Origin of the sequence: Geobacter sulfurreducens PCA (assembly GCF_000007985.2) — a bacterium.
GTDB classification, from domain to species: Bacteria; Desulfobacterota; Desulfuromonadia; order Geobacterales; family Geobacteraceae; genus Geobacter; species Geobacter sulfurreducens.
In genome coordinates this window covers 408892-434375 of the sequence record NC_002939.5, presented here as the reverse complement: position 1 = coordinate 434375, position 25484 = coordinate 408892, and the positions used below count along the sequence as shown (strand labels likewise).

Below are 25484 nucleotides of genomic sequence, written 5' to 3'. Positions count from 1 at the left end.
AATTGAATTACCATGATTAAAGTTATCGGCACAACCGTTGGAAACTTTAGCAGAATGTGTCGTAGTGGAACAATGTACCGGCCCTCGATCAGGAAGTACCCATATAAAACGACCGGAGCCCCTCGACAGTTCATTGAGGGGCTCCGGAAGCGCGGCGATCAGACGCTGAGTTTGAATCGTCCGACGATCTGCTTGAGCTGATCCGAAAGCTCAGCCAACCCTTGGGCCGCCTCGGCCGAGTCAGCGGCACCCTTTGCCGTGGTCTCGATAATCTCGGTTATCTGCATGACATTAGTGCTGATTTCAGTGGTGACACGGGTCTGGTCCTCGGCAGCTGCGGAAATTTCCCCCACCTGACAGTCGAGCGTACGGAACTGCTCGAGAATGGTTCGTATCGCCTCGCCGGAGCGGGCGGCCTCCTCGGAGCCGAGTTCCACCTCTTTGACCCCCTGCTCCATGGCAAGCACCGCCCCCCTGGTCTCGCCCTGAATCCCTTTGATCATCTGGGAAATCTCTCGCGTAGCCCGGGATGTCCGCTCGGCAAGCGCCCGCACCTCGTCCGCCACAACGGCAAAACCGCGGCCCTGCTCACCGGCCCGAGCCGCCTCGATCGCGGCGTTCAGGGCCAGCAGGTTCGTCTGATCGGCGATATCCTCGATGGTGGAAATAATCTCTCCGATCTGGTTGCCGCGGGCACCCAGACTTTCCACGGTCCGGGCCGAGTCTTTGACCCGCTCGGCGATCCTGGCCATGATATCGACAGTCTTCTCGACAACGACCGCACCGGTCTGGGCGGAGTCGTTGGCCCGCCGGGAGCTTTCGGCAACAGTGCCGCAGTTGCTTGATATCTCAAAGGTTGATGCCGCCAGCACCTCGCTGGACGAGGCAACGGTGTTCACCTGTGTGGCTGCCGCCTCTGCACCGTGGGCCATTTGCTCCGCGTTGGCCTGGAGTTCGTAGGAAGCCGACGCCACCTGGAGGGTGCCCTGGGAAACCTGAGCAATAATGTCGTGAAGCTTTCCCACGAAATTGTTGAACGAAACGGCCAGGGTTCCCAGCTCGTCCCTGGACTGGAGTTCAATTCGCTTGGTCAGGTCGCCGTCGCCGTCGGCAATGTCGCGCAGACGGTCATTGATCAACCGAAGGGACCTGAGAAGGTAAATGGCGGTGGACGAAATGCTGACGAGCATGGCCACGGCCACCAGCAGCACGGCGCCGAAGATCTGAAGGCGGATGGCGGCAATGCTCCTGTCCATCTCCTCGGTGGCAGCCTGATAGGCGACTCCCACCTGCTTGGGAATGTAATTGTCGAGCAGGGGTTCGAACTCGTTAAGGATATCACGCAGTTCTTCCCGGGTTTCGGCCAGTTCCGCCCCCTGGAAGTTGCTTCCCAGGGCCACGGATGCAAGCTCCTGGAACTGCTGCACATACTGGGTAGCGAGCTTGCGCGCGCTTTCGGCCCACCCCTTGATTTTTGGATCATCCGTATTCTTGAGGATGACGTCCAGTTCCTTGTTGACCTGGTCAACCGCTTGCTTGACCCGCGGAACCCACTTGTCCTGCTTGCGGTCAAAGAACTCGGCCTCATATTCCCTGGCCTTAAGCATGGCAATGTTGCCGCGCAATGCCGTATTATTGATCAGGGTGAGCCGGTCCATGAGCTCCTGCTGTCGGTGGACCTTGGTGAAGCCGACAACCATGAACACAATGATGACCACCATACCCAGCAGGGTAACTCCTACCGTCATCCCCATTCTCTGCTTGATCGTCAGTTGCATTGCAGGCATCTCCTCCGCGGCATTTTACCGGTGACGTATACGGTAATACGCTCCGCCATTTAGCGTACTATTCCGACCATCGCGAAGACACCGAATGGAACTGCGGCATGCAATCATGCCCGGTTACTGCTCTTTGTCATGCTGAAAGCCGGAATGTCATGACAACATTTTGCAATTGTTCAGCCAAATCTGCGAGCTGCCCTGCGGCTCCGGCAGATTCCTGCGCACCGCGTGCGGTTTCATGGGCCGTATCGGTGATGGTCTGGATGCTGCCGCTGATTTCGGTGGTGGTGGAGGTCTGTTGCTCGGCCGCGGTGGCTATCTGGCTGATCTGGAGCGAAACCGAGCCGATCTGCTCCAGGATTTCCCGCAGAGCAGCCCCCGAACGGGCCGCCTCGCCCGTGCCCTTTTCCACCTCGCGCACTCCTTCATCCATGGATGCCACTGCCCCGCGGGTTTCGTTCTGGATCGCCTTGATCATCAGGGCGATCTCGCGGGTAGCCCGGGTGGTCCGCTCGGCCAACGCCCGAACCTCGTCGGCTACTACCGCGAAGCCGCGACCCGATTCACCCGCCCGCGCCGCTTCAATGGCGGCATTGAGGGCCAGAAGATTCGTCTGGTCGGCAATATCCTCGATCGTGCCGATGATCTCCCCGATCTGGTCGCTACGGGAACCGAGGCTGTCAACCGTACGGGCCGCCTCCTTGACCCGCTCGGCGATGCGCCCCATGACGCTAACGGTCTCCTGGACCACCGCAGCTCCGCTCTCGGCCGTTTCGCTCGCATGACGGGCGCCGTCGGCAAGTGAGACGCAGTTACCGGCGATTTCCATACTCGTGGCGGCCATCTCCTCGCTGGCCGTTGCCACGGTGGCTGCCTGACCGGCCACATTCTCTGCCGCTTCCGCCATCTGGCGCGACGCCTCCTGGACTTGGCCCGCCGCAGCGGCCACCTGCAGGGCATTGTTGGCAACCGTACCCACGATACCCTGGAGTTTCTCCACAAACCTGTTGAAGGCGAGGGCCAGTTCGCCTGACTCGTCTTCCCGCTCCACCGCGATCCGCCGGGTCAGGTCCCCCTCTCCCTCGGCGATATCCTGCAGGCTGGTCACCGCGTGCCGCAGGGGCCGAACCACGCCGAGCCCCACGGAAAAGGCCAGCGATAGGGCAAACAGGCCAAAGAGCGCCGTCCCACCCAGCACTACCCAACGGAGCCTGGCCATGTCGGCACGCACGTCATCCACGTAGATGCCGCTGCCAATGACCCATCCCCAAGGTTCGTACAACTTCACGTACGAGATTTTTTCCACTGGTTCGCTGGCTCCCGGCTTGGGCCAGAGATAGGGGACGAACCCCTCTCCCTTCTCCCGGCAGATATTGGCAAACTCGCGGAAGAGGTAGGTGCCGCGCGGATCCTTGTTCTCAGACAGGTCCGTGCCGTCCAGTTCGGGCTTGATCGGGTGCATGATCATCCTGGGCGTCAGGTCGTTGATCCAGAAATACTCCTTGCCCTGATAGCGGAGTTGCTTGACATGGTCGATGGCCCGTTTCCGGGCCTCTTCCTCGGAGATCTCCCCGCGCTTGGCGCGTTCTCCCAGGTCGGCCACGAGGTTGTAGGCCACCTCGACCACACTCTTTGTTTTCTCCTTCTTGCCGTCCATCATCTTCTCGCCGATGAGCGGCAGAAGTACGAAAAGGACGAGAGCTGCGATGAGAACGACCGTAATACCGGAGATGGTCATGATCTTCGGCAGGATGCCCCAGTTGCGGTATCGCTTGATCTGCATGAACGACTCCTTTTCGCTCCGGCGCCGGCCGGACGACAGACGTATTCCCTAAGGGTGCGTACAAGTTAGTATCGACCAAAATGGCTGTGACTTTAGCTGACAAAGCGCAATTGCGGGGAAACTGGTGGAGGGAAAACGTCCCGGCAGGAGCAACACCCGACCGGATGAAGCGAAAGGCTGCGGCCGGGACGGAGGGGATGCCCCGTCTCGCGGCCGTTTACGCCTTAATGAGGTACAGAGAGTAAAAATCAGGAAGGGGAAGACAGCCGGTACTCAGAACAGGGCCCTGACCACCTGTGCCGGGGCACCCTCACGGAGGGAGTAGCAGACCCGGGCGCCTTCGCGCCGGGCCTCCAGGACACCGTGCTCCCGCATCACCTTCAGGTGCTGGGAAACCACCGCTTGGGGCATGCCGAGACACTCCCAGATGTCCTTGACGCAGGCGCACTCGCGCGCGAGACCAGCCGCGATCCGCAGCCGCACCGGATGGCCGAGGATGCGCAGCAGCTGGGCCGATATCTCGTAGTCTCGTGTTAGCTCTTCACTCATGGTCATCACCTCACGAATGTTGTCACCGGGTGATCGGAAACCCGTTGCGATACCAGCCGACGATGCCGTCGTGCATGTTGTAGACTTCGCCGTATCCCCGCTGGGTCAGGTAGCCGGCCACGAGCCCCGAGCGGGAGCCCACGGCGCAATATACCAGCACCGGCCTCCCCTTGGGGATCTGTGCGATGCGGCGCTCCACTTCGTTGATTGGAATAAGCACCGACCCGGCCAAGCGGGCCTGGCGGTATTCGTCAGGGGTCCGCACGTCCAGGAGAAAGACGTTGCGTTTCTTGTCAAGCAGCGCCTTGGCCTCGGCCGAACCGATGTTGCGGTAGGGCGCAGCCAGGGCGGTGGCGGCGAGCGACGTCACCATGAACACGGCAATGATAAACTTCCTGATCATGAAAGATCCTTTCCTTGCGTTCAGACTTCCAGGGTGTATCCCACCGCGGACGGGTGAAACCGGCCGGGGAATTCATGCATGAGCCGGGCAGCTGCAGCGAAGCCGGTACAGTGGCTGCCCACGAGTTTGTGTACTCCCAGTTCCCGCAGGGACTTCACCGTTTCATCAAGTTGCTCCCGGCCACAGAAGCCGAGATGGGTACCGCCGATGACCGTGTGCACCACGGTCTCGCCGGTGCATTCCAACGCCCATCGGGCCGTGTTGACCACTCCTGCGTGGCAGCATCCCAACAGCAACACCAGTCCCCGCTCCGTACGGATCACCAGGGACTGATCATCGCTGATCGGGTCGGGCCGGCAGCCCGCCTCATCACAGAAAAGCCCCGTGTCGCCGGTTTCAAAGGCGGTCGTGCGGGGGACCTCGCCAGTCAGGTAGAGACCGGGGCCGACCTCCCGGAACCGGTCGTTGAAATCGAAATGCGCTCCCTGCCCCCGCAGAAACGCCTCGTCAAAGGGGATCCCTATGGAGAGAGGGTCCCCCGTATCCTTCACCCGGTAGCGGGGAGCGAAAATCCCGGGGTGAGCCAGCACCGTCTTGCTCCCGCAGGTGCGCAGGAGAGGCCAGAGGCCGCCGCCGTGGTCGTAATGGCCGTGAGAGATAACGACGCGGGGAACGGCGGCGAGATTTCGCCCCAGGCGCTGGGCATTGCGCAGGAGCGTTTCCCCCATCCCCGTATCGAAGAGAAGCGAGCCCCCCTCCCACTCCACCAGCGCCGCGAACCCATGTTCGCCCAGAGTGCCGGACACCGGCCCCACCGTGTTGTCGCAGAGAATCGTGATCCGGTGGGTCATTTGTCGCAGCACCCCTTGGGAAACTTCGGCACCCCCAGTTTTTCCAGGAAGTACACCATGGGGCACCAGTTGGTGAAACCCGACTGGAAGAGGTTCAGCCCGACAAAAGCGGTGAACCAGAGCCAGTTGGGGTTGTGGAAGTGGGCAAGCGCCAGGGAGAGCATGATGAATGCGCCGGCGATAATCCTGAGCATTCTGTCGATGTACATGGGTATCCTCCGTTTACTCTTCCAGTAATTCCGCCGCCTTTTTGGCCACTTCGCCGGTAAGGACCGCGCAGCCGCCCTTTCCCTTGGCGTTTTTGGTGGCGATGCGACAGCAGGTTGCGCCGTATTCGTGCTTGAACCAGTCATGGAGTTGGCGGGTGAGACGGTTCACCCGTCGCTTGTCCTCCTTCACCGCCAGCCCGAAGGCCATGGTTCCCCCGGAAACCGCTCCGCACAGACAACCGGCATTGGAGCCGCCGCCGAAGCCGGCCGCCACCCGGACCACATCCTGGGGCATTTCCGGCGAATAGGCGTTGCGCATCGCCATGAGCACCGCTTCGGCGCAGTGCATCCTGCCCGTGCGGTAGAAGCCCTCCGCGTCGAGCCCGACCTGCTCGGCAAGCGAGTCGGCCGGTGCGTTATCCTTTTTCTTCAACCAGAACATCCGAGTCCCTCCGTTTTTCCTTCCAGCGCTCCACCAGGAAGTAGACGATCGGGATCGTCACCCGCGACAGGGTAGTGGAGGCGATTTCCCCGAACATGAGCGCCAGGGCAAGTCCCTGAAAAATGGGATCGAAGACGATAACAAAACTTCCCACCACCACGGCCGCTCCGGTCAGGAGCATGGGCCGGAACCTGACCGCTCCGGCCTCGATGATGGCCTCATCGAGGGGGAGCCCCTCCCGCCGTTTCATCTCGGCGAAATCGATCAGGATGATGGAGTTGCGGACAATGATACCCGCCAGCGCAATGAAGCCGATCATGCTAGTGGCCGTGAAGAACGCCCCGAACAGGGCGTGCCCCGGCAGGATGCCGATAAGAGTGAGCGGAATCGGTCCCATGATGACCAGCGGCGTGGTGAAGTCCTTGAACCAGGCCACCACCAGTAGATAGATAAGGATCATCACCGCGCCGAAGGCGAGCCCCAGGTCCCGGAAGACCTCGTAGGTAATGTGCCACTCGCCGTCCCACTTGATGCCGGGGCGCTCCTCGCTCCAGGGCTGGGTGGCTGCCCGCTGCTCGATCCGGTAGCCGCCGGGCAGGGGGATCTTGTCGATCTCCTTCTGCATCTGCAGGATGGCATAGACCGGCGCCTCGATGGCCCCTGCCACGTCGCCGGTGACGTAGACCACGCTTTTGAGGTTCTTGCGGTAGAGGGTCTGGTCCTCGACGCCGGTGGAAACCCGCACGAGCTGGGACAGGGGGATGTTCCCCCGGGGACCGGGCACATAGATGGAGGAGAGGGCCTCCACCGAACTCCGCTGCGCAGCCGGGAGCCGCACATTGATGGCCACAGGCTCCTTTTCCCGCGGAAGATGCATGATCCCCGCGTCGACCCCACCCAGCGCCATGCGCAGGGTCCGGGACACATCTTCCACGGATATCCCCGACAGGGCGGCCTTTTCCCGATCCACGGCAAAAGAAACCTTCGGCTGGTCGTCCTCGACGTACCAGTCTGTGTCCACCACGCCGTCCACCTTCTCGTAGATGGCCTTGATCTTACGCGCTATGTCCAGGCGCGTGGCATGGTCCGGCCCATAGACCTCGGTGACCAGGGTCGAGAGGACCGGCGGGCCGGGCGGCACCTCGGCCACCTTGATCCGGGCACCGTGGCGGTCGGCCACCGCCTTGAGCAGCGGTCGTATTCGCTTCGCCAGGTCGTGGGACTGGGCCGCGCGCTCGCTCTTGTGGACGAAGTTCACCTGGATGTCGGCCACGTGGGAACCGGTGCGCAGGTAGTAGTGTCGCACCAGACCATTGAAGTTGAAGGGAGCGCTGGTCCCCACGTACATCTGGAAGTCGGTCACCTCGGGGATGCCACGGAGCGCCTGTCCCATCTCGGCGGTCATGCGGGCCGTCTCCTCCAGGGGGGTCCCCTCGGGGGCGTCGATGATCACCTGGAGTTCGTTCTTGTTGTCGAACGGCAGCATCTTCACCGTCACGAGCTTGAAGTAGAGGAGTGAGCACGAAGCTACCAGCAGCACCGCCACCCCGATCATGAACCCGGCCCGGAGGGGGCGGTTGTGCAGCAACGCTCCCATAGCCTTCCGGTAGAAGACCGTCAGCTTCGACTCCTCTGCCGCGGCATCGCTGCCGTAGTGGGACTCACCCTTCATGAGGCGGTAGGCGAAGTAGGGGGTCACGATAAAGGCGATGAACATGGAGAGGAGCATGGCCATGCTGGCGCCCACCGGGATCGGCCGCATGTACGGACCCATGAGCCCCCCCACGAACCCCATTGGCAGAATTGAGGCGATGACAGCGAAGGTGGCAAGCACCGTGGGGTTGCCGATCTCGTCCACGGCCCGAATGGCCGCCTCCAGGGGTTTGAACCGGGTCGTGGTGAAGTAGCGGTGGATGTTCTCCACCACCACGATGGCATCGTCCACCAGAATCCCGATTGAGAAGATAAGGGCAAAAAGGGTGATCCGGTTCAGGGTATAGCCGATCTGGTTGAAGACCAGCATGGTCAACGCCAGGGTCACTGGAATGGCGATGGCCGCCACGGCACCGGCCCGCCACCCCATGAAGACGGCGATAAGGATCGTGACCGAAATGGCCGCCAGAAACATGTGGTAAAGCAACTCGTTATTCTTCTCCCGGGCGGTCTCACCGTAGTTGCGGGTCACTGTAACCTTCACGTCGGAGGGGATCACCTTCCCCTTGAGGGCCTCCACCCGATGGAGGAGATCCTCGGCTACCCAGGTGGCGTTGGCCCCCTTGCGCTTGGCCACGGCAATGGTCACTGCCGGGTAGTTTTCCGCCTGGTTGCCGCTGATCCCCTTGGTCCCCGCGGCCGGCCCCAGCCCGAAGAAGACGTAGTTGGCCGGCTCAGGTGCTCCGTCGGTAACGGTGGCCACGTCGGCCAGATAGACGGGGCGACCGTTGAAGACACCCACCACGAGCCGGCGGGCATCGTCCGCATCAGCGATGAAGGAACCGGTCTCCACGATCGTTTCACGGTTGTCGGCGGCGAAGGCCCCGGATTGGAGCGAGGCATTGCCCGCATGGATGGCTGCGGCAACCTGGAGGGGAGAAAGATTGTAGGCAGCTAGGCGTGCACTGTCCAGGCGGACCGAAAGGGTCCGGTTGAGGCCCCCTTTGATCTCGGCCTCGGCCACGTTCTCGCCCTTTTTCAGTTCGTCGCAGATCTCCCGGGCTATGCGGCGGAGCATGAACCCATCGTAGCGCTCGGACCAGAGGGTGAGAGAAAGGATCGGCACGTCGTCGATGGACTTGGGCACCACGAGCGGTTCGCCGGCGCCGGGGGGGAGGAGGCCTCGGTTGCTCATGAGCTTGTTATAGAGTTTCACGAGGGAGTCTTCCATGTTCTCCCCCACCAGGAAGCGGACCGTCACAAGTCCCATCCCCGGCCGGCTCATGGCATAGACATACTCCACCCCGTTCAACTCCCACATCTTCCGCTCGATGGGGGAGACCACCCGCTCCTCCACTTCCTGGGGGGTAGAGCCGGGCATGGGGAGGTAGATGTCCACCATCGGCACCACGATCTGGGGTTCCTCTTCGCGGGGGGTGACCAGGACCGCGTAGACGCCCAGGAGCAGGGAGGCGATGACGATGAGGGGCGTCAGCTTGGAATCGATGAACGCCCGGGCTATTTTGCCGGCAAAGCCGAGATGGTGAGTATCCATGGTGATCAGAACTCCGGAAAGGTCCACCCGTGTCGCAGGACCAGGACAATACAGATGATGAACAGCCAGACCGCCAGCACCCAGAGCAGCCAGGACGGGCAGACAGCGTTGGTCTCGTCTTTTTCAGGGTCGCGTCCGTCGTCGTGCATGGCGGCGGCGCCTCCCCGCGCCGGAGCGCGGAGCAACGGGCTGCCGCGCCTCCTCTTCCGCGGGCATCCCCGTTACTGGATTTTCGCCCCCTCAACAACCTTTTCCAGCCCGGCTGAGATGACCCGCTCACCGGCCGTGAGGCCCGAAAGGATCTCGATCCGGTCGCCCAAGGGTTTTCCCGTTTTCACGAGTCGCAGCCGGGCGACATTCCCCTGGTCCAGCGTCCAGACCGAGGAGAGAGCCCCCCGTTCCATCACCGCCGACTTCGGCACGAGAATCCCCTGCCGTTGACCGGTAGCGATAAAGGCCCGGCCGAACATGCCCGACCGGATCCCTTCACCGGCAAGATCAACCTTGACGGTGAAGGTTCTGCTCGCCGGGTCGGCGGCGGGCACGATCTCAACCACCCGGCCCTCCAGCGAGAGACCGGCCCCGTCAATGGTCACCGGCACGCGCTGGCCAAGTCTTACCCGACCGGCGAGGGATTCGGGAACGGACGCCTCAAGTCGGCGCCCCCCGTCACCCTCGATAGTCATCAGCGGCGTACCCGGAAACACGGTCATACCGTTTTCCACCTGCTTTGCGGTCACTACCCCGGCAAGCGGCGAGACGATGCGGGTGTAACCCGCCACGACCCCGGCCGCCCGCGCACTCTCCCTGCTCGCCATCAAACGGGCAGTTGCCCGCTCGACACCCTGCTCGGCCACGTCCCGGTCGGCGCGACGGTTGTCCATCTCTTGACGGGTCACTGCCTCATCCTTGAAGAGGTTGGCGTAGCGCTCATAGGTTGCGTCGGCCAGCCGTTTGCGGGCACGGGCTTCGTCCAGCGCCCGCTCCGCCTCGGCCACCTGGGCGGCCGCAGCGGACGCCTGGGCCGAACTCTCGGCGGCCTCAAGGGTCACCAGGAGCTTTCCCCTGCCCACACGGTCCCCCTCCCGCACGAGAACGCCAGTTACGGTGGCGGGAAGCCGGGCTGCAATGACGGCGGCGTCTGCGGCGCGTACCGTCCCCACCACCTCTGCGCCGTCCGGGATAGCCTCTCCGGCCGCCGGGATCAGTGTCACTCCCGTCACGACGGGGGGCTGCTTCGATTCCGCCTTATCCGCCTTATGGCCACAGCCCGTGAGGGCCGCAGCAAGGAGGACGACGCCACAGGCCGCTCTCACTCCTCTCCCCATCCTCATTTCACGGTCTCCTTCAGAAATAGTCCGGCCGCGTGGTACACGCGGGCCGTGGCCAACAGATACTCGCTCTCCCGCTCCACGAGGCCGGTCCTGCTCCTGTTCAGGGCAGACTGCGCATCCAACAGCTCCACCATGGTGGCAAGACCGTTTTCGTAACGCTTCGCCACGATGCGCATCCCTTCGTCGGCAGCCAGCAGAGCATGGCGGGCCACCTCAAGTCTCTTGCCGGCCTCTTCGCGGCGCAAGGCGGCCTCGCGAACCCTGAGCACCACCTCCTTGCGCTGCTGCTCCAGGTACTGGAGCGCAGCCTGCCGGACGGCACCGGCTTTGGCCTGGTCGTGCGAGCGACGCAGGCCGTCGAACAGTTCCCACCGGAGGTTCACGCCGGCCATCCAGGCGTCGTTGTCCCGGCCGAAGGGGACATCCCGGTTGTTCATCTGGTACGACGCCCCGGCATAGACTGTGGGGAACCAGGCGCTACGCGCAGCCCCCGCCGCCGCCTCGGCCCGCTCCACGTCCTTTTCGCCCCCTTTCAGATCGCTGCGATTGACCAGAGCCTCCCGTACCAGCTCATCCTCAGAGAGCCGCACCGGCGAACTGATCAGTTCTTCGGCGATGTCAAGGGATCCGCCGGCATCCTCCCCCGTGGCCAGGGCAAGCCGCATCCGGGCCAGACGCAGGTCGTTCAGGGCAGTAATAGTGCGCTGTTCCGATTCGGAAAGAAAGGTTCGCGCCCGCAACTCGTCGGAACGAAGCGCGGTACCCTCACGGCTGCGGGCCTGGGCCACCCGCAGGCTCTCCCGGGCCTCGGCCACCTCCTTCTCCGTCGCGGCCAGGGTCACCCGCCCCTTCTGGACATCGAGATATGCCGCGTAGACCGCCAAGCCCACATCCTCCCTCCGCTGGGCAAGGGAGAAACCGGCCCGCTCCGCCTCTTTTTCGGCCATCTCCCGACCATAGCCTATGCCCAGGTCGAACAGGGGCTGCTCCAAGGTAACTGCGGTCCGGAAGTCCCGGTAGGACGAAGGAGTGTTCAGGTTCTCGAGCTGGAAATCGTCGAGGGTGAATCGCCCTTGGTCGAGCTTCATCATGAAGACCCGGTCCGGCGCGTCCGATGCGGCAAAACCCTCTTCGAGGAAAATATGGGGGAAGTAGCGGCTGCGGCTGGCGGCGGCCCCCCGTTCGGCCGCCTCACGCTCAAAGCGGGCGCCGTTCACCAGATGATTGCGCTCAAGAGCCGACTGGAGGGCCTCCTGCAGCGTGACGGACCGATCGGCGGCGAGCAGCACCGGCGGACTGAGAACAAGCATCGAAAAGGCGACGATAAGCGACCTCACCACATTCCTCCCCGTGGCTGCAGAGCCACGCAATATATAATTTTGTATATATATGTCATGCCGTATATTGTCAACGGGAAAAGTATACCCGATCTTGAAGATTTTTTCATTTTTCTCTGAATCGCCACGGAACGCTTCAGGTAACGCGCCGCCGGAAAGGAATTGACAAAGGCGGAAACGAAACCCTAGACTTGGCATTCTTGCCAGGGGGAGGGCGTCGTGCTCAACAAGGAAAAGTGGAAGAAGAACATCAAGGCGATCCTCTCGCTGGACAGCCATCCGGGCCACATTGCGGCGGGTTTCGCCGTGGGCGTCTTCATCAGCTTCACCCCGTTCTTTGCCTTTCATACACTGATGGCCATTGCCGCAGCATTCATCTTCCGGCTCAACAAACTCACCTGCATCACCGGAGCCTGGGTGAACACGCCGCTGACGGTTGTTCCCGTTCTGGCAATCAGTTACAAACTGGGGCGGGTCATGCGGGGGCTCCCCCCCGCAGAGCTCTCCTTCCACGGGCTCGACTGGCACGCCCTCAAACCCCACGCGACATCGCTCCTGCTGGGCACGTCGGTGATCGGCTTTGTGGCGGCGGTCGTCGCCTATGTCATCTGCTACTGGCTGGTGGTTCGCTTTCGTCGCAAGGATGAAACCCTGGCGACCCTGGCGGAGGAAATGGAAGAGGTGGGGGAAGAACTGGAGTAATAAACCGGGGACAGCGGAATGCAGAAGGGGCGACCATCCGGTCGCCCCCTTTTTATTTGCCGAGGAACGGGTTCAAAACCATGTATGAAACATAGGACATGATCGCCGAAGCGGGGATGGTCAGGACCCAGGCCCAGAGGATACGGTAGGCCACGTTCCAGTTCACGGCCGTGATCCGCTTGGAGAGCCCCACGCCGAGGATAGTGGAGGTGATGACGTGGGTAGTGCTGACCGGCATGCCGATGGAGGACGCCCCCAGGATGACGCCGGCCGAAGCGGTTTCGACGCAGAAGCCATGGACCGGCTGCAGCTTGACGAAATCCTTCCCCACGGTCTTGATGATCCGCCAGCCGCCGGCCGCGGTGCCGAGGCCCATGGCCACGGCACAGGCAATCTTGACCCAGGTTGGAACATCGAAGGTGGTGAGGGTTCCATAACTCACCAGCGCCATGGTGATGACGCCCATGGACTTCTGGGCGTCGGCGGTGCCGTGGGAAAAGGCCATGAATGCGGCCGAAAGGACTTGCAGACGACGGAAGTGCTTGTTTATGGAGTGGGGCGAGGTGCTCTTGAAGCTCCAGAGCATGACCACCATGACGATGAACCCGAGGAGCGTTCCAATGACAGGAGAAAGGATGAGCGAGAGGATGATCTTTTTCAGCCCGCCCCAATGGAGGGCCGTCGTGCCGGCGTGGGCGATGACCGCGCCCATGATTCCGCCGATGATGGCGTGTGACGACGAAGAGGGAAGCCCGTAGTACCACGTGACGAGGTCCCAGATAATCGCACCCAAGACCCCGGCGAGCACCACCATCTGCGTCACGTTGCCGGCGTCCACGATCCCCTTGCCGATCGTGGCGGCCACCTTGGTCGAAATCATTGCTCCCGCAAAGTTGAGCACTGCCGCCATGACAATGGCCGACCGGACCGACAGTGCCCGAGTCGAAACGCAGGTGGCAATCGCATTGGCCGTGTCGTGAAATCCGTTGATGTAGTCGAACGCAAGTGCCGCCCCGATAACCAGGACGAGCATGATCAGCGTAGTGTCAAGCATTCTTCACCACCACGCTTTCGAGGATGTTGGCGGCATCTTCGCATTTGTCCGTGGCCCGCTCCAGGGTCTCGTAGATCTCCTTCCACTTGATGAGCTGGATCGGGTCCTTCTCCTCGTCGAAGAGGCGGCTGATGGCTTCGCGGCACACGCGGTCGGCCTCGTTCTCCAAGGCGTTCACCTCAACGCAATGCTCGGCGATGTGCTCGAACTTTTCGCCAAGGTGCGACACCGCTTTTTCGATGGCCAGACAGCCCTGGAGAATCAAAAAGGCCAGTTCCTTGGCCTCAGGGGTCGGCTTTTCCACGTTGTACATGATGAAACGCTGGGCCGAGGCGTCGATGAGATCGACAATGTCATCCAGGGCCGCGGCCAGGGCATAGATGTCCTCGCGGTCGAAGGGGGTGACGAAGCTCTTGTTGAGCTTCTGGATGATGTCATGGGTGATGGCATCGCACGCGTGCTCCACATCCTTGATCTTCTTCTGGCTCGCCTGGGGGTCGTCATAGCTGTCGAGCATTTGCTTGAGGAGTTTCCCCCCCGTCACGATATTGGCCGCCATGTCCTTGAACATGGCAAAAAATTTCTCTTCCTTTGGAATGAGACCGAACATCTGCTACCTCCGCTGTTCCGGCGGGCGACCGTCGGGTTGAATTGCCAAACGGAAGAGACATACCACATTACACTCCTGATGCCTATGAAAAATATTACAACAGCGTTACCGTTCCATGAAAACGCAATCTTTGTTTTGACTTGATTTTCCAAGGGGTTTCATCTACGGTCTAGCGTCGACAAAGGGGGAAACACCATCCATGGACATCATGCACGCAGCGGTCCTCGGCATTCTGCAGGGGCTCACCGAAATACTTCCCATCAGCAGTTCCGCGCACCTCATCCTTGTCCCCTGGCTTCTGGGATGGCCTGAGTCGGGGCTCACTTTCGACGTGGGGCTACACGTGGGGACCTTGATCGCACTCTGCGTATACTTCCGCCGTGATATCGCATACTTGATAAGTGATGCCATCACCGGACTGCGGGAAGGCTTCGGGAGCCAAACGTCCAGGCTCCCGTTCTTCATCATCGCCGGTACCGTACCGGCAGCCATTGCCGGCAAGACCCTGGAGAAGCCCATTGAAGAGTTTTTCCGGGGCAGCCACACCCTCATTGCCCTGCTCCTCATCGCCTTCGGCCTTCTCCTGGCGCTGGCCGACACCACCGGCCCCAAACGCTGGAGGATGGACCGGGTAGACCTGAGGGGAGCACTGTTGATCGGCCTGGCCCAGTGCCTCGCCCTGATCCCCGGCGTCTCCCGCTCGGGCATTACCATTACGGCGGCACTGTTCCTCGGCTTTACCCGCGATACGGCAGCCCGCTTCTCCTTTCTCCTGTCCCTTCCCATCGTGGCCGGAGCCGGCATCCTGAAAATGGGTGAACTGGCCCGCCACGGCATTCCCGCAGGAGAGCTGGCGCCCCTGCTGGCAGGCATGGCGACATCGGCCGTTTCGGGCTACCTGGGCGTGGCATTGCTCCTCAGGCTCGTCCAGCGCTACTCCCTCTACCCCTTCGTCTGGTACCGGCTCCTGGCGGGCGGGGCGGTTCTCGCCTACCTTTTTGCCCGCTGACCCCGCTTCAATCTTTTAATTATTTTTATTTCATAGTAGAGTTTCCCTCCCGGCCCACGGTCGAGGAACAGTGCATCCAGGGAGGGACTGCATGGCAGGCGGCATCAAGGCGTGGCCCGAGGACGAGCGGCCACGGGAAAAGCTCTTGCGGCGGGGAGCTCCGGTCCTATCGGACGCGGAACTGCTGGCCCTCATCATCCGGACCGGTGACTCGGTGACCGGACGGAGCGCCATCGACCTGGGGCGGGCGCTCCTTCAGGAGTGCGGCGACCTCCGCACTCTTGCCGGAGCCACCGTCAGCGAGCTCTGCGCGGTGAAGGGCATGGGGACGGCAAAGGCAACCTCCATCAAGGCGGCCCTGGAAATGGCCTCTCGCATCAATTCCGAGCGGCTCATGATCTGCAGCGAACGGTTCACCTCTCCCGAACAGGTCTACAATCACTACCACTATGCCTTCCGGGACCGACGCAAGGAATACTTCATGGCCCTGCTGCTGGACGGAAAGAACCGGATCATGCGCGAGATCCAGGTTTCGGAAGGCTCCCTCAACCAGAGCATCGTTCATCCCCGCGAGGTCTTCAACCCGGCCGTCCGGGAGTCCGCGGCCGCGGTCATCCTTGTCCACAACCACCCCACCGGTGATCCGGCCCCGAGCCGCGAAGACCTTGAAATCACCCGCCGCCTGCGGGAAGCGGGTGACATCATGGGCATCAGGGTCCTGGACCACATCATCATCGGTGACGGTCGCTTCACCAGCTTTGTCTCGGCTGGATTACTCTAGCCGTTGCGGCAAGGAAGAGCAGCTGTCCCGCGTGGGGTCAGCGATGCAGGAACGAGGCGATTCCCGCCTCGAAACGGCACGGCTCAAAGCCGAAGACGGAGGGCCAGGCATTCGAGCAGATATTTTCCTCAGTCAAGAGGGTGATCTGGTCCATGGTGAGGGGAAAGAAGGAAAATCCCTGCATGATCGGCACCACGAGCTTCAGCAGTCCCAGCGGCTGGGGAATCTTGACCACATGGCCCTTGCCGAGCACCCGGCCGATGATGTCGAGGACCTCGTTGTAGGTGAGGCGGTCCGGGCCGCAGAGCTCATAGGTCTGTCCGAAGGTTTCCGGCATGTCCAGGGCAAGGGCGAAACAGCGGGCCACATCGTCGACCGAAACCGGTTGGAGCCGGTAGGTGCCGTCGCCGACGACCGGCACGGCCGGAAACCTGCGGACGAATCCCGCCAGCATGTCCACAAAGGCGCCCTTGGGCCCGAAGATCAGGGATGGCCGAAAAATGGTCCAGTCGAGCTCCGACTGCCGCACGACCTCCTCCGCCCGCCACTTGGTGCGGTGATAGGCCGCGGTGGCGTCAGGGCGCGTGGCCAGCGCCGACATCTGGAGATGGCGCCGGATGCCCGCTGCCCTGGCGGCCTCCACCACGTTGCGCGTGGCCTCCACGTGGAGCTTTTCGAAGGTTATCCCCCGACCGGGAAACTCCCGGATGATCCCCACCAGGTTGACGGTGGCGTCACACCCCGCCACGGCCCCGGCAAAGGTATCCGGCCGCGTCACGTCGCCCTCCACCTGCTCGATCCCGGCCTCGACCCCCTCGCTTCGCTGGTGGACCAGGAGCCGGAGCGAGTGCCCCCGTTCCAGCAGCGCCCTCCGCACGTGCCCTCCCACAAAACCGGTTCCTCCGGTAACGAATATCTTCATGAGCGTTCCTCCGATCGGGAGCGTGACTGAGGCTCCATTGAGGTGAAGTGTAGCGCATCCGCCGCCGATTGCCACACCTTGCACCGGTATGATCGCATACTGTATACAATCTGCTTGTCATCCTTAAAGCGGTATGTTAATAACTTAGTATTTTCCAAGCAACCATAAGGAGAACCGGCCATGAGCGAACAGGGAGCGGTCTGCTACACATTCGAAGCCGCCGTTGAGATGGCGATTACCATGGAGGAAGAGGGGTTCAGACACTACCTTGACGCGATCCGCAGGGTGAAGAACAAGGGTGCCAAACAGATCCTCAAGGAAGCCGCCCTGGACGAGTTGGAGCATAAACTGAGCCTGGAGAAGGCCCTGCTTGAGGGCCAGATGGAAGGGGCCGGCTCCATGGAACGACAAATTCCGACCATGAACCTTGGTTATGTCCTGGCCAAAAAGGAGCTTTCCCCCGAGTCCGATGCACGGGAGGCCCTTGCCTACGCCATTCACCTGGAAAAAGGTGCCATCGACTTCTACCAGCGCATGGCCCAGGGATGTGCCGGCGCGCCCATGGCCAAGCTCTTCGACAGGCTGCTGGCGGACGAGACCAAGCACCTGCAGCAGCTTGAGGATATGTACGAACAGCACTTCATGACCGAAAACTAGCGTAGAACGCCTTCGTATTAAAAAAGGGAAGAGGCCCTCGCCTCTTCCCTTTTTTAATTCCGGATCATCCCCGATCGCAATCAGGCGATCTCCAGCAGCTTGATTTCAAAGACCAGCTCACGGCCGGCCAGCGGGTGATTGGCGTCCAGCGTCACCATGTCGTCGGTCATGGCGGTCACCGTCACGTTGAAAACCTGGCCGTCATCCTGGGTAACCTCGTACTGCTGGCCGATGACCGGCTCAGCCCCGGCCGGCAGGTACTGGCGCTCCACGTCGGCCACAAGTTCGGGCATGCGCGCCCCATAGGCCTTGTCCTCGGGAATCGTTACGGTCTTTGTCTCGCCGGGGCTCATCCCGATCACCGCCTCCTCAAAGCCCGGGATAACCTCGTCCTGGCCCACGGTGAACTTCAGGGGACCGCTTTCCTCCGACGAATCAAAAAGCTCCCCTGTAGTGAGCGAGCCCGTATAGTGAACCGTGACGGTATCCCCCTGCTTTGCCTGTGCCATGTATCCGTTCCTTTCCTCGTGAGATGACAGCCGTCCGCAACTATACCAGCGGAAATCCCGTAAATCCATGCAATTCTGAAGTCAGTCGGGCAGTTGCGCGCGCCGGCCGGGTCGATCACGCAACCACGGTTCGGATGGCGAAATCGGGCGGGTCCGCCAGCGCCCTCTTGACCGAGCAGAGCTCCGCGGACTTGACCAGGGCGTTGCGGTACTTTTCGGGGAAATCGGACGGCACCACGATCTCCATCTGGACCCGAGACAATTTCTTCCTGCCGTCTGCCGTGGGGGTAAACTCCATGGCCTGGCGCAGGGAGATATTCTCCGTGGCGATGCCGCGCTGCTGGCAGAAGGCGAGAACGTAAAAACCGGCGCAGGTGCCGATGGACGCCAGAAAATAATCATAGGGAGACGGTGCCGTTCCCTCACCCCCCGACTCCACCGGCTGGTCCGTGGGGATCACCATGCCGCCCAGTTCGGCGTTCACTTTTTTCCCGCCGGGAAAGGTAACGATCAGCTCCATATTCCCTCCTATTTCCCCGCCTTGATCGCTTCGAGCCGCTCCTTGGCCCGGGCGGCCAGTTCCGACTGGGGATGCTTGGCCACGATCTCCTCGTAGAGCTTTGTCGCGTGCTCCAGATTGTGCTGTTTCTCCTCGAACTGGGCTGTGTCGTAAAGTTCCTGGACACCCTTGCCCGAGCAGGCGGCAAGAGTGAGCATGGAGGCGACCAGGGCAAGAACGGTTATCTTTCTCATTGTGCTGATACTCCTTCCTGATCCGACAGACAGCCGGATGCGACGGGTTGATCTGTACGCGTTCCGCCGCCGTAGCCGGCAGCGTGGTAGGAACTGCGGACGTAGGGGCCACTCTCCACGTGGCGGAATCCCATCTTTTCGGCCAGTTCCTTCAGCCGGTCAAAGGTCTCGGGGAGGACGAACTCCCGCACGGGGTGGTGGAACCGGCTCGGAGCCAGGTACTGGCCGAGGCTGAGGTAGGTGCAGTCGACCCGCCGCAGGTCGGCCATCACCGCCAGGACTTCCTCTTCCGTCTCACCCAGGCCGAGCATGAGCCCCGACTTGGTGGCACACCCCGGCGCCAGTTCGCGCAGGGTGCGGAGCACCGCCAGCGAACGGCCGTAGTCGGCGCCGGCACGAATGGCGTAGAGACGGGGAACGGTTTCCACATTGTGCCCGATGATCCGTGGCGCGGCAGCCACGACATCCGCCAGGGCCGCGCGACTACCGAGGAAGTCGGGGATGAGAAGCTCCACGACGGTTGCGGGCGCAACCCGGCCGATGGTCGCCACGGTGGCGACGTAGTGGCCGGCTCCGCCGTCGGGAAGATCGTCCCGGGTGGGGCTCGTGATCACCACATGGGCCAGACTCAGGCGGACAACGGCCTGGGCCACCCGTGCCGGCTCGTCCGGGTCGGGCGGCAGCGGCTCTCCCTTGGTGACGTTGCAGAAGGAGCAGAGGCGGGTGCACTCCGCGCCGAGAATCAGAAAGGTTGCCTGGCGTTCCCGGAAGCACTCGGTGATATTGGGGCAGCGCGCCTCCCGGCAGACCGTGTGGAGCCGCAACTCTCCCAGCAGCTCATCCATGGCGCCGTGGGCGGCAGGGTTGATTTTTTTCCGGAGCCATTCCGGCTTGCGGTGGATGTTCACCCGTTTTCTCCCCCGAAATTCCAGTCGTCGTTGCCGTAGCGCTCCCGGAGGAGCCGGTCAGCGGTCTCCCGCTCCGCCGGTGAGAGTTCCGACGGAACCAGCGCCACACCGTGGGCCGCGCTGAAGGAACGGGCCAGCAGCGCTCGCAGCCGGTCCGCCCCGCCAGCCACCCCCAGGGCGGCCAGATCAGTGGTCCCCTCCCGGAGGCCCGCGGGCACCGACCGGAAAAAGGGGAGTGCCTCTCCCACGCCATCCGCCAAGGGGATGGAACCATGCTGAAAAATGGCGTCCCGTAGCCGGCGCTGGGCGTTGCCGCCGATCTTCCTCCCGCGGATGACGATGTCGCTTTCTTCCCTGCCCGCAAAGCAGAGGGGAGTCCGCGCTCCGAGCCTCGCATCCCCGGCGGCGTCATCCGCGGCCCAGCACGCCGCCAGGCCCAGTTCCCCGTAGAAACGGAACAGAAAGCCGGTGAGCGCCCGGAACGACTCCTTCACCCCCCGAGCTCCGGCAATGTGCCGGGGGGCGCAGACCAGGGAATAGGTAAGCTCGGGGCCGTGATAGATGAGTCCGCCGCCGGTGATCCGACGGACCACCGGAATGTCGGCCCGGCGGCAGCGCTCCCGGTCGATCGCCTCGTCGGCCTTCTGGAAGCGCCCCACGGAAAAGGCCGGCGGCTCCCAGCCGTAGAGGCGGAGCACCGGCGCTGCCCCCTGGCCGAAGTGGCGGAGGAGCGCCTCGTCCACCGCCATGTTCCGTGGGCCGTCCAGGGGGCCGGTATCGATGAGGCGCCAGGCCGGCGGCTCCATCAGCACCCGAAGTAGCACACGTTCTGCTCGCGGGCTGCCTTGGTCTCGTCCGGACGGGTGATGGGCATGGTCCGCGGCAGTTCGGCAAAGGCGGCCGGATTCCTCTCCGCCAGGTCGGCGGCATCGCGCATGGCCTCGATGAAAGCGTCCATGGTCTCCTTGCTCTCGGTCTCGGTGGGCTCGATCATGATCGCCTCCTTGACGATGAGGGGAAAGTAGACCGTAGGGGGATGGAAACCGCGGTCGATGAGGAACTTGGCGATATCGATGGCATGGACGCCGTTCCGCGCCTGCCTTGCTGCCGAAAAGACGCATTCGTGCATGCAGGTCTGGTCGTAGGGGAGGTCGTAGACGTCCTTCAGCCGGGCCATGATGTAGTTGGCGTTCAGGACCGCCTGCTCGCTCACCTGGATGAGCCCTTCCCGTCCGAGCATGGTGATATAGGCAAAGGCCTTGGCCATGACTCCGAAGTTGCCGAAGAACCCCGCAGTGCGACCGATGCTCTCGTGGGAATGGGGAATGACGGAATAATCGCCGTCGCTGTTCTTCACCACGCGCGGCCCCGGCAGATAGGAGGCCAGCAGCTTCTTCACCCCCACGGGGCCGCTCCCCGGCCCACCCCCGCCGTGGGGGGTGCCGAAGGTCTTGTGAAGATTCACGTGGATCACGTCGAACCCCACGTCGCCGGGCCGCACCTTGCCGAGGATGGCGTTCAGGTTGGCCCCGTCGTAGTACATGAGGGCGTCGTGGTCGTGGGCGATGTCGCAGATCTCCCGGATGTGGGGATTAAAGAGTCCCAGGGTGTTGGGGCAGGTCATCATGACCGCCGCCACCTCGTCGGTCATGACCGCGCGGTATTTCTCCAGGTCCATGTCCCCGTAAGGGGCCGTGGGAACGGTGATGATCTCGTAGCCCACCATGGCGGCCGAGGCCGGGTTGGTGCCGTGGGATGAATCGGGGACCACCACGTATTTTTTCCGGTTCCCCTTTGCCTCGTGGTAGGCGGCGATGAGCATGATGCCGGTCATCTCGCCGTGGGCGCCGGCCAGGGGCTGGCAGGTCACTTCGTCCATGCCGGTGATCTCGGCCAGGGCCTCGCCCAGCCCGTGCACGAGCCCCAGGCTTCCCTGGCTGAAGGATGCGCCATGGGGCAGGAGCGGCACCATGGGGTGATAGGGGGCAAAAAGCTTTGCCGCCTCCTCCAGGGCCTTGGCATTGTACTTCATGGTGCAGGAGCCCAACGGATAGAAGTGGGTATCCACCGAAAAATTGCGCCGCGACAGGGTGGTGAAGTGGCGCACCACGTCCAGTTCGCTCACCTGGGGCAGATCCGGCGCCCCGTCACGGGCAAGCACCGCCGAAAGGGGAGGAGCCGGAGGGACGTCACTGGCCGGGAGCCGGACGCCCCGGCGGCCGGTCACCGACTTTTCGAAGATCAGTTCCATAACGCACCCTCCAGTTGCCGGGCAAAGGCGTCGATCTCGGCCCTGGTCCGCCTTTCGGTCACCGTCACCACCATGCACTTCTCCATGTCCGGGTAGTAAGGCCCCAGGGGAACTCCGGCCGCCACCCCCTTGCGGAGCAGCGCCACGACCGCTTCCTCGGCCACCTTGGGGAGGCAGACCGTGAACTCGTTGAAGGTGAAGCCGCTGTTCAGCACCTCCACCCCCGGCACGGCGCCGAGGACGGCTTTGGCATATTCGGCCTTGTCGCGGTTCAGGCGGGCGAGCTCCGCCATCCCCTCGCTCCCCAGGGCCGAGAGGAAGATGAGGCCGCGCAGGGCGCAGAGGCTCTGGTTGCTGCAGATGTTGGAGGTGGCCTTGTGGCGCTTGATGTGTTGCTCCCGCGCCTGGAGGGTCAGAACGAAGCCACGGGCGCCGTTCCGGTCCACGGTCTCGCCGATGATGCGGCCCGGAAGGTTGCGGATGTGTTCGCGCCGACCGGCGATGAACCCGAAGGAGGGACCGCCGAACGAGAGAGGGTTGCCGAGGCTTTGGCCGTCCCCCACCACGATGTCGGCCCCCATGCTGCCGGGACTCCGGACGAGGCCCAGTGAGATCGGGTAGACCGAGGCCACCAGGAGCGCGCCCACCCCGTGGGCCTCGGCCGCGAGCCCGGAAAGGTCGCTCAGGGTCCCGAAAAAGTCGGGATTCTGGACAATGACCGCGGCGGTGGCATCGTCGATGGCGGCCCGCAGCCGGGCATCGTCCTCCATCCCCGCCTTGGGGGCGATTTCCACCAGTTCCACGTCCAGGTTGGCTAGGTAGGTGGCGAGGATCTCCCGGTGGAACGGGTTCACCGCGCCATCGACCACCAGCCGGCTGCGCCCCGTGATCCGCAGGGCCATGAGGGCGGCCTCGGCCAGGGCCGTGCCGCCGTCGTAGAGGGAGGCATTGGCAACCTCCATGCCGGTCAGCCGACAGATGGCGGTCTGATACTCGAAGAGGGCCTGGAGCGTTCCCTGGGAACACTCGGGCTGGTAGGGGGTATAGGCGGTGTAGAATTCGGGACGGGACGCCAGATGGTCCACCACGGCCGGGATCAGGTGATCATGGAAGCCGCCCCCCACGAAGTGGACCAGGCCCTGAGCGTTCCTGCCCGCCAGGGTCTGGAGCCGGTGCAGCATCTCGAACTCCGACATCCCCGGCGGCAGATCGAAGGATTTCGCCCGCAGGGCGGGGGAAATCGGGCGGAAAAGGTCATCAATGTCGGCGACGCCGACAGCGTCCAGCATCCGGCGGACCTCCTCCGGCGAGTTGGGGCAGTAGTCGGCGCCGCTCATTATTCGAGGCCCTTCAGATACTCGTCGTACTGTTCGCGGGTCAGGAGACCGTTCAGTTCAGAGGTATCCCCCATCTCGATCCAGGCAATCCACCCCGCCTCCTCGGCGGCCTCGTTCACGATCTCGGGACGATCGTCAAGGGCTTCGTTCACCTGGGTCACCTTCCCCGAAACCGGGGCGTAGATGTCACTGGCCGCCTTCACCGACTCGATGGCCGCCAGCACCTCGAACTGCTTCACCTGCTTCCCGACCTGCGGCAGCTCCACGAAGGTAACGTCTCCCAGCTGGTGAGCGGCGTACTCGGTGATCCCCACGGCGGCCACGCCTTCCTTGACCTTGACCCACTCGTGCTCTTTGGTGAAATAGGTTTCCATGACTGTTGCCTCCTTGTGGATGTATGACGAACTGAATGGATTATCTGCCGGCAAATCAGGCGCGCAGGGACCCTCCCCGATAGAAAGGGGCGTCCACCACCGTCGCATCCATGCTGACCCGCTCGTGCCGGATCGTGAGCGGGGCGCCGGGGACGGCCGTGCCGGGAGTCACATAGCCGAGGCCGAGGCCGCAGCCGAGCATGGGGGAAAAGACACCGCTGGTGACGGCGCCGACCTGCTCGCCCTGGAACAAAATCTCGTAGTCGTGGCGGGGAGAACGGCGGGAAGCGACCTGAAAGGCCACCCGGCGACGCATCACCCCTTCCGCCCGCTGGGCCAGGAGCGCATCTTTGCCCACGAAGGACTTGTCAAAGGACACGAAGGACTCGAGCCCCGCCTCCAGGGGAGTGGTAGACTCGTCGATATCGCTGCCGTAGAGGCTGTAGCCCACCTCCAGCCGGAGCACGTCCCGGGCGCCGAGGCCGGCGGGTCTGACGCGGGGATCGGCCAACAGCCGCTGCCAGAGTTCCACCACGCGGTCCGACGGAAGGAAGATCTCATAGCCGAGTTCTCCGGTATAGCCGGTGCGGCTCACGATGGCATCGGCGCCGAGAACCTTGGTCCGGATGAATTTGAAATAGGGAATTGCCGCGATTTCCGGGCCGATGACCTCCACAAGTACTTCCCGGGAGAGGGGGCCCTGGAGATCGAGCTTGGCGGTTGCGGCGGAGATGTCCTGAAACCCGCCGCCGCCGAGACGGGCGGAGATGGCAGCGAAATCCTTGCCTATGGTGGCCGCGTTCACCACCACCATGGCCTCGTTCTGCGCCAGGCGGAAGACGATCAGATCGTCCATGATGCCGCCGTCTCCGTTCAGGAGGAAGCCGTAGCGGGACCGCCCCACCGGGATGGAGGCCACCGAAAACGTGAAGACGTCTTCCAGTCCGTCGGCGATGATATCGCCCGTGAAGAGGAATTCCCCCATGTGGCAGATGTCGAACAGGGAGGCCTTCTCCCGGCACCACCGGTGCTCGGCGATGATCCCTTCGTACTGGATCGGCATGTTCCAGCCGCCGAAGGGGGCCATGAGGGCGTTGAGGCGTTCGTGCTCGATGCGCAACGGGGTGCTTGCGAGGGTATCCATGGGGGTCTCCCGAAGGGGGGATGGCTGTGGGCGGGGCCACAACTGTAAATGATGACCGGGGGTTTGTAAACGATTTTACCGCAGGAAACCGACGTTGCCACTGCGCCGGGCAGACGGATCGTCTACTCGACCTCCAGTTCCTTTACCCGCAGCTCTTCACCGGCCACCACCCGCACCCCGTAGGCGCCGCAGGCGGGACAGGGGTCGAAGTAGGTCCGGACCGGGAACACGGTGGCGCAGTTGCCGCACTCTCCCCGGCCGGGAACACGGTCGATGGCAAGCCGTGCCCCCTCGGCAAGGGTGCCGGCGGTGCATGCCTCGAAGCAGAACTCCACGGCCTCGGGCACCACGCCGGACAGCTCGCCGATCTCCAGCACGACCGCCAGAATTCGCCGGCCCTCCGCGCTTTTCTCGCATATTTCTACCACGTTTTGGGTTATGGACATTTCATGCACAGCTTCCATCCTCCTCACCCCCATCTGCCGGGCGGTCTGGTCGTTCCGGCCGATCATAGCAGAGTTTATCCTACAAAAGAAGCGCTGGGAGAGCCGCCTTGCCACCCCCTTGGCCCTGGTG

Annotated in this window: 28 protein-coding genes; 4 read left to right on the top strand and 24 right to left on the bottom strand. The window is 62.9% G+C overall.

What is annotated here, in order from left to right:
• Nucleotides 1-158 precede the first annotated feature (158 nt).
• From GS_RS01995 to GS_RS01945, 11 genes are all read right to left on the bottom strand, one after another.
• Nucleotides 159-1778, bottom strand: a complete 1620-nt coding sequence (locus GS_RS01995; RefSeq protein WP_010941069.1) for a methyl-accepting chemotaxis protein — start codon at nucleotides 1776-1778, stop codon at nucleotides 159-161.
• A gap of 136 nt (nucleotides 1779-1914) precedes the next feature.
• Complete coding sequence (locus tag GS_RS01990) at nucleotides 1915-3564, bottom strand: methyl-accepting chemotaxis protein (protein WP_010941068.1); 1650 nt, start codon at nucleotides 3562-3564, stop codon at nucleotides 1915-1917.
• A 273-nt stretch (nucleotides 3565-3837) separates the two neighbouring features.
• Nucleotides 3838-4113, bottom strand: coding sequence for an ArsR/SmtB family transcription factor (locus tag GS_RS01985; protein WP_010941067.1), 276 nt, complete (start codon nucleotides 4111-4113; stop codon nucleotides 3838-3840).
• 22 nt (nucleotides 4114-4135) lie between these two features.
• Complete coding sequence (locus GS_RS01980; protein WP_010941066.1) at nucleotides 4136-4516, bottom strand: rhodanese-like domain-containing protein; 381 nt, start codon at nucleotides 4514-4516, stop codon at nucleotides 4136-4138.
• Between the two features lie 20 nt (nucleotides 4517-4536).
• On the bottom strand, nucleotides 4537-5367 hold the full coding sequence (locus GS_RS01975; protein WP_010941065.1) for an MBL fold metallo-hydrolase: 831 nt from the start codon (nucleotides 5365-5367) through the stop codon (nucleotides 4537-4539).
• The gene (locus GS_RS01970) at nucleotides 5364-5576 is read right to left on the bottom strand and encodes a YgaP family membrane protein (protein ID WP_010941064.1); all 213 of its coding nucleotides are present in this window, start codon (nucleotides 5574-5576) and stop codon (nucleotides 5364-5366) included. The genes GS_RS01975 and GS_RS01970 overlap by 4 nt, the downstream gene beginning before the upstream one ends.
• A gap of 13 nt (nucleotides 5577-5589) precedes the next feature.
• The gene (locus GS_RS01965; RefSeq protein WP_010941063.1) at nucleotides 5590-6018 is read right to left on the bottom strand and encodes a C-GCAxxG-C-C family protein; all 429 of its coding nucleotides are present in this window, start codon (nucleotides 6016-6018) and stop codon (nucleotides 5590-5592) included.
• Complete coding sequence (locus tag GS_RS01960; RefSeq protein ID WP_010941062.1) at nucleotides 5993-9226, bottom strand: efflux RND transporter permease subunit; 3234 nt, start codon at nucleotides 9224-9226, stop codon at nucleotides 5993-5995. Before GS_RS01960 ends, GS_RS01965 begins: the two co-directional genes overlap by 26 nt.
• 5 nt (nucleotides 9227-9231) lie before the next feature.
• Nucleotides 9232-9375 (bottom strand): hypothetical protein, encoded by a 144-nt coding sequence (locus tag GS_RS01955; protein ID WP_153304092.1) that lies wholly within the window; start codon nucleotides 9373-9375, stop codon nucleotides 9232-9234.
• Nucleotides 9376-9447: 72 nt separating this feature from the next.
• Nucleotides 9448-10560, bottom strand: coding sequence for an efflux RND transporter periplasmic adaptor subunit (locus tag GS_RS01950; protein ID WP_010941060.1), 1113 nt, complete (start codon nucleotides 10558-10560; stop codon nucleotides 9448-9450).
• Nucleotides 10557-11897 carry a TolC family protein gene (locus tag GS_RS01945; RefSeq protein ID WP_235044950.1) on the bottom strand — a complete coding sequence of 447 codons (1341 nt, stop codon included), beginning with the start codon at nucleotides 11895-11897 and terminating at the stop codon, nucleotides 10557-10559. The genes GS_RS01950 and GS_RS01945 overlap by 4 nt, the downstream gene beginning before the upstream one ends.
• Before the next feature lie 219 nt (nucleotides 11898-12116).
• Between GS_RS01945 and GS_RS01940 the strand changes: the two genes are divergently transcribed.
• A complete protein-coding gene (locus GS_RS01940) occupies nucleotides 12117-12599 on the top strand; it encodes a DUF2062 domain-containing protein (RefSeq protein WP_010941058.1) in 483 nt (160 codons plus the stop codon).
• 52 nt (nucleotides 12600-12651) lie between these two features.
• On the opposite strand, the gene GS_RS01935 is transcribed toward GS_RS01940, so the two are convergent.
• Both GS_RS01935 and GS_RS01930 read right to left on the bottom strand, forming a co-directional pair.
• Entirely contained in the window at nucleotides 12652-13653 is a 1002-nt protein-coding gene (locus tag GS_RS01935; protein ID WP_010941057.1) for an inorganic phosphate transporter, read from the bottom strand.
• Entirely contained in the window at nucleotides 13646-14263 is a 618-nt protein-coding gene (locus tag GS_RS01930; protein ID WP_010941056.1) for a DUF47 domain-containing protein, read from the bottom strand. Before GS_RS01930 ends, GS_RS01935 begins: the two co-directional genes overlap by 8 nt.
• A gap of 199 nt (nucleotides 14264-14462) precedes the next feature.
• Between GS_RS01930 and GS_RS01925 the strand changes: the two genes are divergently transcribed.
• Together GS_RS01925 and radC are read left to right on the top strand one after the other, a co-directional pair.
• The gene (locus GS_RS01925) at nucleotides 14463-15272 is read left to right on the top strand and encodes an undecaprenyl-diphosphate phosphatase (RefSeq protein WP_010941055.1); all 810 of its coding nucleotides are present in this window, start codon (nucleotides 14463-14465) and stop codon (nucleotides 15270-15272) included.
• Between the two features lie 91 nt (nucleotides 15273-15363).
• Nucleotides 15364-16053 carry a RadC family protein gene (gene radC, locus GS_RS01920; RefSeq protein ID WP_010941054.1) on the top strand — a complete coding sequence of 230 codons (690 nt, stop codon included), beginning with the start codon at nucleotides 15364-15366 and terminating at the stop codon, nucleotides 16051-16053.
• A 37-nt stretch (nucleotides 16054-16090) separates the two neighbouring features.
• On the opposite strand, the gene GS_RS01915 is transcribed toward radC, so the two are convergent.
• Nucleotides 16091-16975, bottom strand: coding sequence for an NAD-dependent epimerase/dehydratase family protein (locus GS_RS01915; RefSeq protein ID WP_010941053.1), 885 nt, complete (start codon nucleotides 16973-16975; stop codon nucleotides 16091-16093).
• A 180-nt stretch (nucleotides 16976-17155) separates the two neighbouring features.
• On the opposite strand from GS_RS01915, the gene GS_RS01910 reads away from it, so the two are divergent.
• Nucleotides 17156-17632: a ferritin-like domain-containing protein gene (locus GS_RS01910; RefSeq protein ID WP_010941052.1), complete on the top strand. Its 477-nt coding sequence runs from the start codon at nucleotides 17156-17158 to the stop codon at nucleotides 17630-17632.
• Nucleotides 17633-17712: 80 nt separating this feature from the next.
• Here the strand turns inward: GS_RS01910 and GS_RS01905 are convergent, their stop codons facing one another.
• The 10 genes from GS_RS01905 to hypA form a co-directional block, all read right to left on the bottom strand.
• Entirely contained in the window at nucleotides 17713-18141 is a 429-nt protein-coding gene (locus GS_RS01905) for an FKBP-type peptidyl-prolyl cis-trans isomerase (protein ID WP_010941051.1), read from the bottom strand.
• Between the two features lie 115 nt (nucleotides 18142-18256).
• Entirely contained in the window at nucleotides 18257-18661 is a 405-nt protein-coding gene (locus GS_RS01900; protein WP_010941050.1) for an OsmC family protein, read from the bottom strand.
• Between the two features lie 8 nt (nucleotides 18662-18669).
• Nucleotides 18670-18894, bottom strand: coding sequence for a lipoprotein (locus GS_RS01895; protein ID WP_010941049.1), 225 nt, complete (start codon nucleotides 18892-18894; stop codon nucleotides 18670-18672).
• Entirely contained in the window at nucleotides 18891-19802 is a 912-nt protein-coding gene (gene lipA / locus GS_RS01890; protein WP_010941048.1) for a lipoyl synthase, read from the bottom strand. The genes GS_RS01895 and lipA overlap by 4 nt, the downstream gene beginning before the upstream one ends.
• Nucleotides 19799-20608, bottom strand: coding sequence for a lipoate--protein ligase family protein (locus GS_RS01885; RefSeq protein ID WP_010941047.1), 810 nt, complete (start codon nucleotides 20606-20608; stop codon nucleotides 19799-19801). Before GS_RS01885 ends, lipA begins: the two co-directional genes overlap by 4 nt.
• The gene (gene gcvPB / locus GS_RS01880) at nucleotides 20608-22053 is read right to left on the bottom strand and encodes an aminomethyl-transferring glycine dehydrogenase subunit GcvPB (protein WP_010941046.1); all 1446 of its coding nucleotides are present in this window, start codon (nucleotides 22051-22053) and stop codon (nucleotides 20608-20610) included. Before gcvPB ends, GS_RS01885 begins: the two co-directional genes overlap by 1 nt.
• On the bottom strand, nucleotides 22044-23390 hold the full coding sequence (gene gcvPA / locus GS_RS01875; RefSeq protein WP_010941045.1) for an aminomethyl-transferring glycine dehydrogenase subunit GcvPA: 1347 nt from the start codon (nucleotides 23388-23390) through the stop codon (nucleotides 22044-22046). Before gcvPA ends, gcvPB begins: the two co-directional genes overlap by 10 nt.
• Nucleotides 23390-23764, bottom strand: coding sequence for a glycine cleavage system protein GcvH (gene gcvH, locus GS_RS01870; RefSeq protein WP_010941044.1), 375 nt, complete (start codon nucleotides 23762-23764; stop codon nucleotides 23390-23392). The genes gcvPA and gcvH overlap by 1 nt, the downstream gene beginning before the upstream one ends.
• 55 nt (nucleotides 23765-23819) lie before the next feature.
• Entirely contained in the window at nucleotides 23820-24908 is a 1089-nt protein-coding gene (gene gcvT / locus GS_RS01865) for a glycine cleavage system aminomethyltransferase GcvT (RefSeq protein ID WP_010941043.1), read from the bottom strand.
• Between the two features lie 122 nt (nucleotides 24909-25030).
• Complete coding sequence (gene hypA / locus GS_RS01860; RefSeq protein WP_010941042.1) at nucleotides 25031-25363, bottom strand: hydrogenase maturation nickel metallochaperone HypA; 333 nt, start codon at nucleotides 25361-25363, stop codon at nucleotides 25031-25033.
• Between the last annotated feature and the right edge of the window lie 121 nt (nucleotides 25364-25484).

Excerpts from the sequence above, each read along its gene's own strand:
- GS_RS01995 (WP_010941069.1), bottom strand. The coding sequence starts at position 1,778 with ATGCAACTGACGATCAAGCAGAGAATGGGGATGACGGTAGGAGTTACC.
- GS_RS01915 (WP_010941053.1), bottom strand. The coding sequence starts at position 16,975 with ATGAAGATATTCGTTACCGGAGGAACCGGTTTTGTGGGAGGGCACGTG.
- GS_RS01960 (WP_010941062.1), bottom strand. The coding sequence starts at position 9,226 with ATGGATACTCACCATCTCGGCTTTGCCGGCAAAATAGCCCGGGCGTTC.
- GS_RS01950 (WP_010941060.1), bottom strand. The coding sequence starts at position 10,560 with ATGAGGATGGGGAGAGGAGTGAGAGCGGCCTGTGGCGTCGTCCTCCTT.
- radC (WP_010941054.1), top strand. The coding sequence starts at position 15,364 with ATGGCAGGCGGCATCAAGGCGTGGCCCGAGGACGAGCGGCCACGGGAA.
- GS_RS01935 (WP_010941057.1), bottom strand. The coding sequence starts at position 13,653 with ATGCTTGACACTACGCTGATCATGCTCGTCCTGGTTATCGGGGCGGCA.
- GS_RS01985 (WP_010941067.1), bottom strand. The coding sequence starts at position 4,113 with ATGAGTGAAGAGCTAACACGAGACTACGAGATATCGGCCCAGCTGCTG.
- gcvT (WP_010941043.1), bottom strand. The coding sequence starts at position 24,908 with ATGGATACCCTCGCAAGCACCCCGTTGCGCATCGAGCACGAACGCCTC.
- gcvPB (WP_010941046.1), bottom strand. The coding sequence starts at position 22,053 with ATGGAACTGATCTTCGAAAAGTCGGTGACCGGCCGCCGGGGCGTCCGG.
- GS_RS01925 (WP_010941055.1), top strand. The coding sequence starts at position 14,463 with ATGGACATCATGCACGCAGCGGTCCTCGGCATTCTGCAGGGGCTCACC.
- GS_RS01910 (WP_010941052.1), top strand. The coding sequence starts at position 17,156 with ATGAGCGAACAGGGAGCGGTCTGCTACACATTCGAAGCCGCCGTTGAG.
- GS_RS01895 (WP_010941049.1), bottom strand. The coding sequence starts at position 18,894 with ATGAGAAAGATAACCGTTCTTGCCCTGGTCGCCTCCATGCTCACTCTT.
- GS_RS01905 (WP_010941051.1), bottom strand. The coding sequence starts at position 18,141 with ATGGCACAGGCAAAGCAGGGGGATACCGTCACGGTTCACTATACGGGC.
- GS_RS01885 (WP_010941047.1), bottom strand. The coding sequence starts at position 20,608 with ATGGAGCCGCCGGCCTGGCGCCTCATCGATACCGGCCCCCTGGACGGC.
- GS_RS01955 (WP_153304092.1), bottom strand. The coding sequence starts at position 9,375 with ATGCACGACGACGGACGCGACCCTGAAAAAGACGAGACCAACGCTGTC.
- GS_RS01990 (WP_010941068.1), bottom strand. The coding sequence starts at position 3,564 with ATGCAGATCAAGCGATACCGCAACTGGGGCATCCTGCCGAAGATCATG.
- GS_RS01980 (WP_010941066.1), bottom strand. The coding sequence starts at position 4,516 with ATGATCAGGAAGTTTATCATTGCCGTGTTCATGGTGACGTCGCTCGCC.
- GS_RS01900 (WP_010941050.1), bottom strand. The coding sequence starts at position 18,661 with ATGGAGCTGATCGTTACCTTTCCCGGCGGGAAAAAAGTGAACGCCGAA.
- GS_RS01930 (WP_010941056.1), bottom strand. The coding sequence starts at position 14,263 with ATGTTCGGTCTCATTCCAAAGGAAGAGAAATTTTTTGCCATGTTCAAG.
- GS_RS01970 (WP_010941064.1), bottom strand. The coding sequence starts at position 5,576 with ATGTACATCGACAGAATGCTCAGGATTATCGCCGGCGCATTCATCATG.
- GS_RS01975 (WP_010941065.1), bottom strand. The coding sequence starts at position 5,367 with ATGACCCACCGGATCACGATTCTCTGCGACAACACGGTGGGGCCGGTG.
- GS_RS01965 (WP_010941063.1), bottom strand. The coding sequence starts at position 6,018 with ATGTTCTGGTTGAAGAAAAAGGATAACGCACCGGCCGACTCGCTTGCC.
- gcvH (WP_010941044.1), bottom strand. The coding sequence starts at position 23,764 with ATGGAAACCTATTTCACCAAAGAGCACGAGTGGGTCAAGGTCAAGGAA.
- gcvPA (WP_010941045.1), bottom strand. The coding sequence starts at position 23,390 with ATGAGCGGCGCCGACTACTGCCCCAACTCGCCGGAGGAGGTCCGCCGG.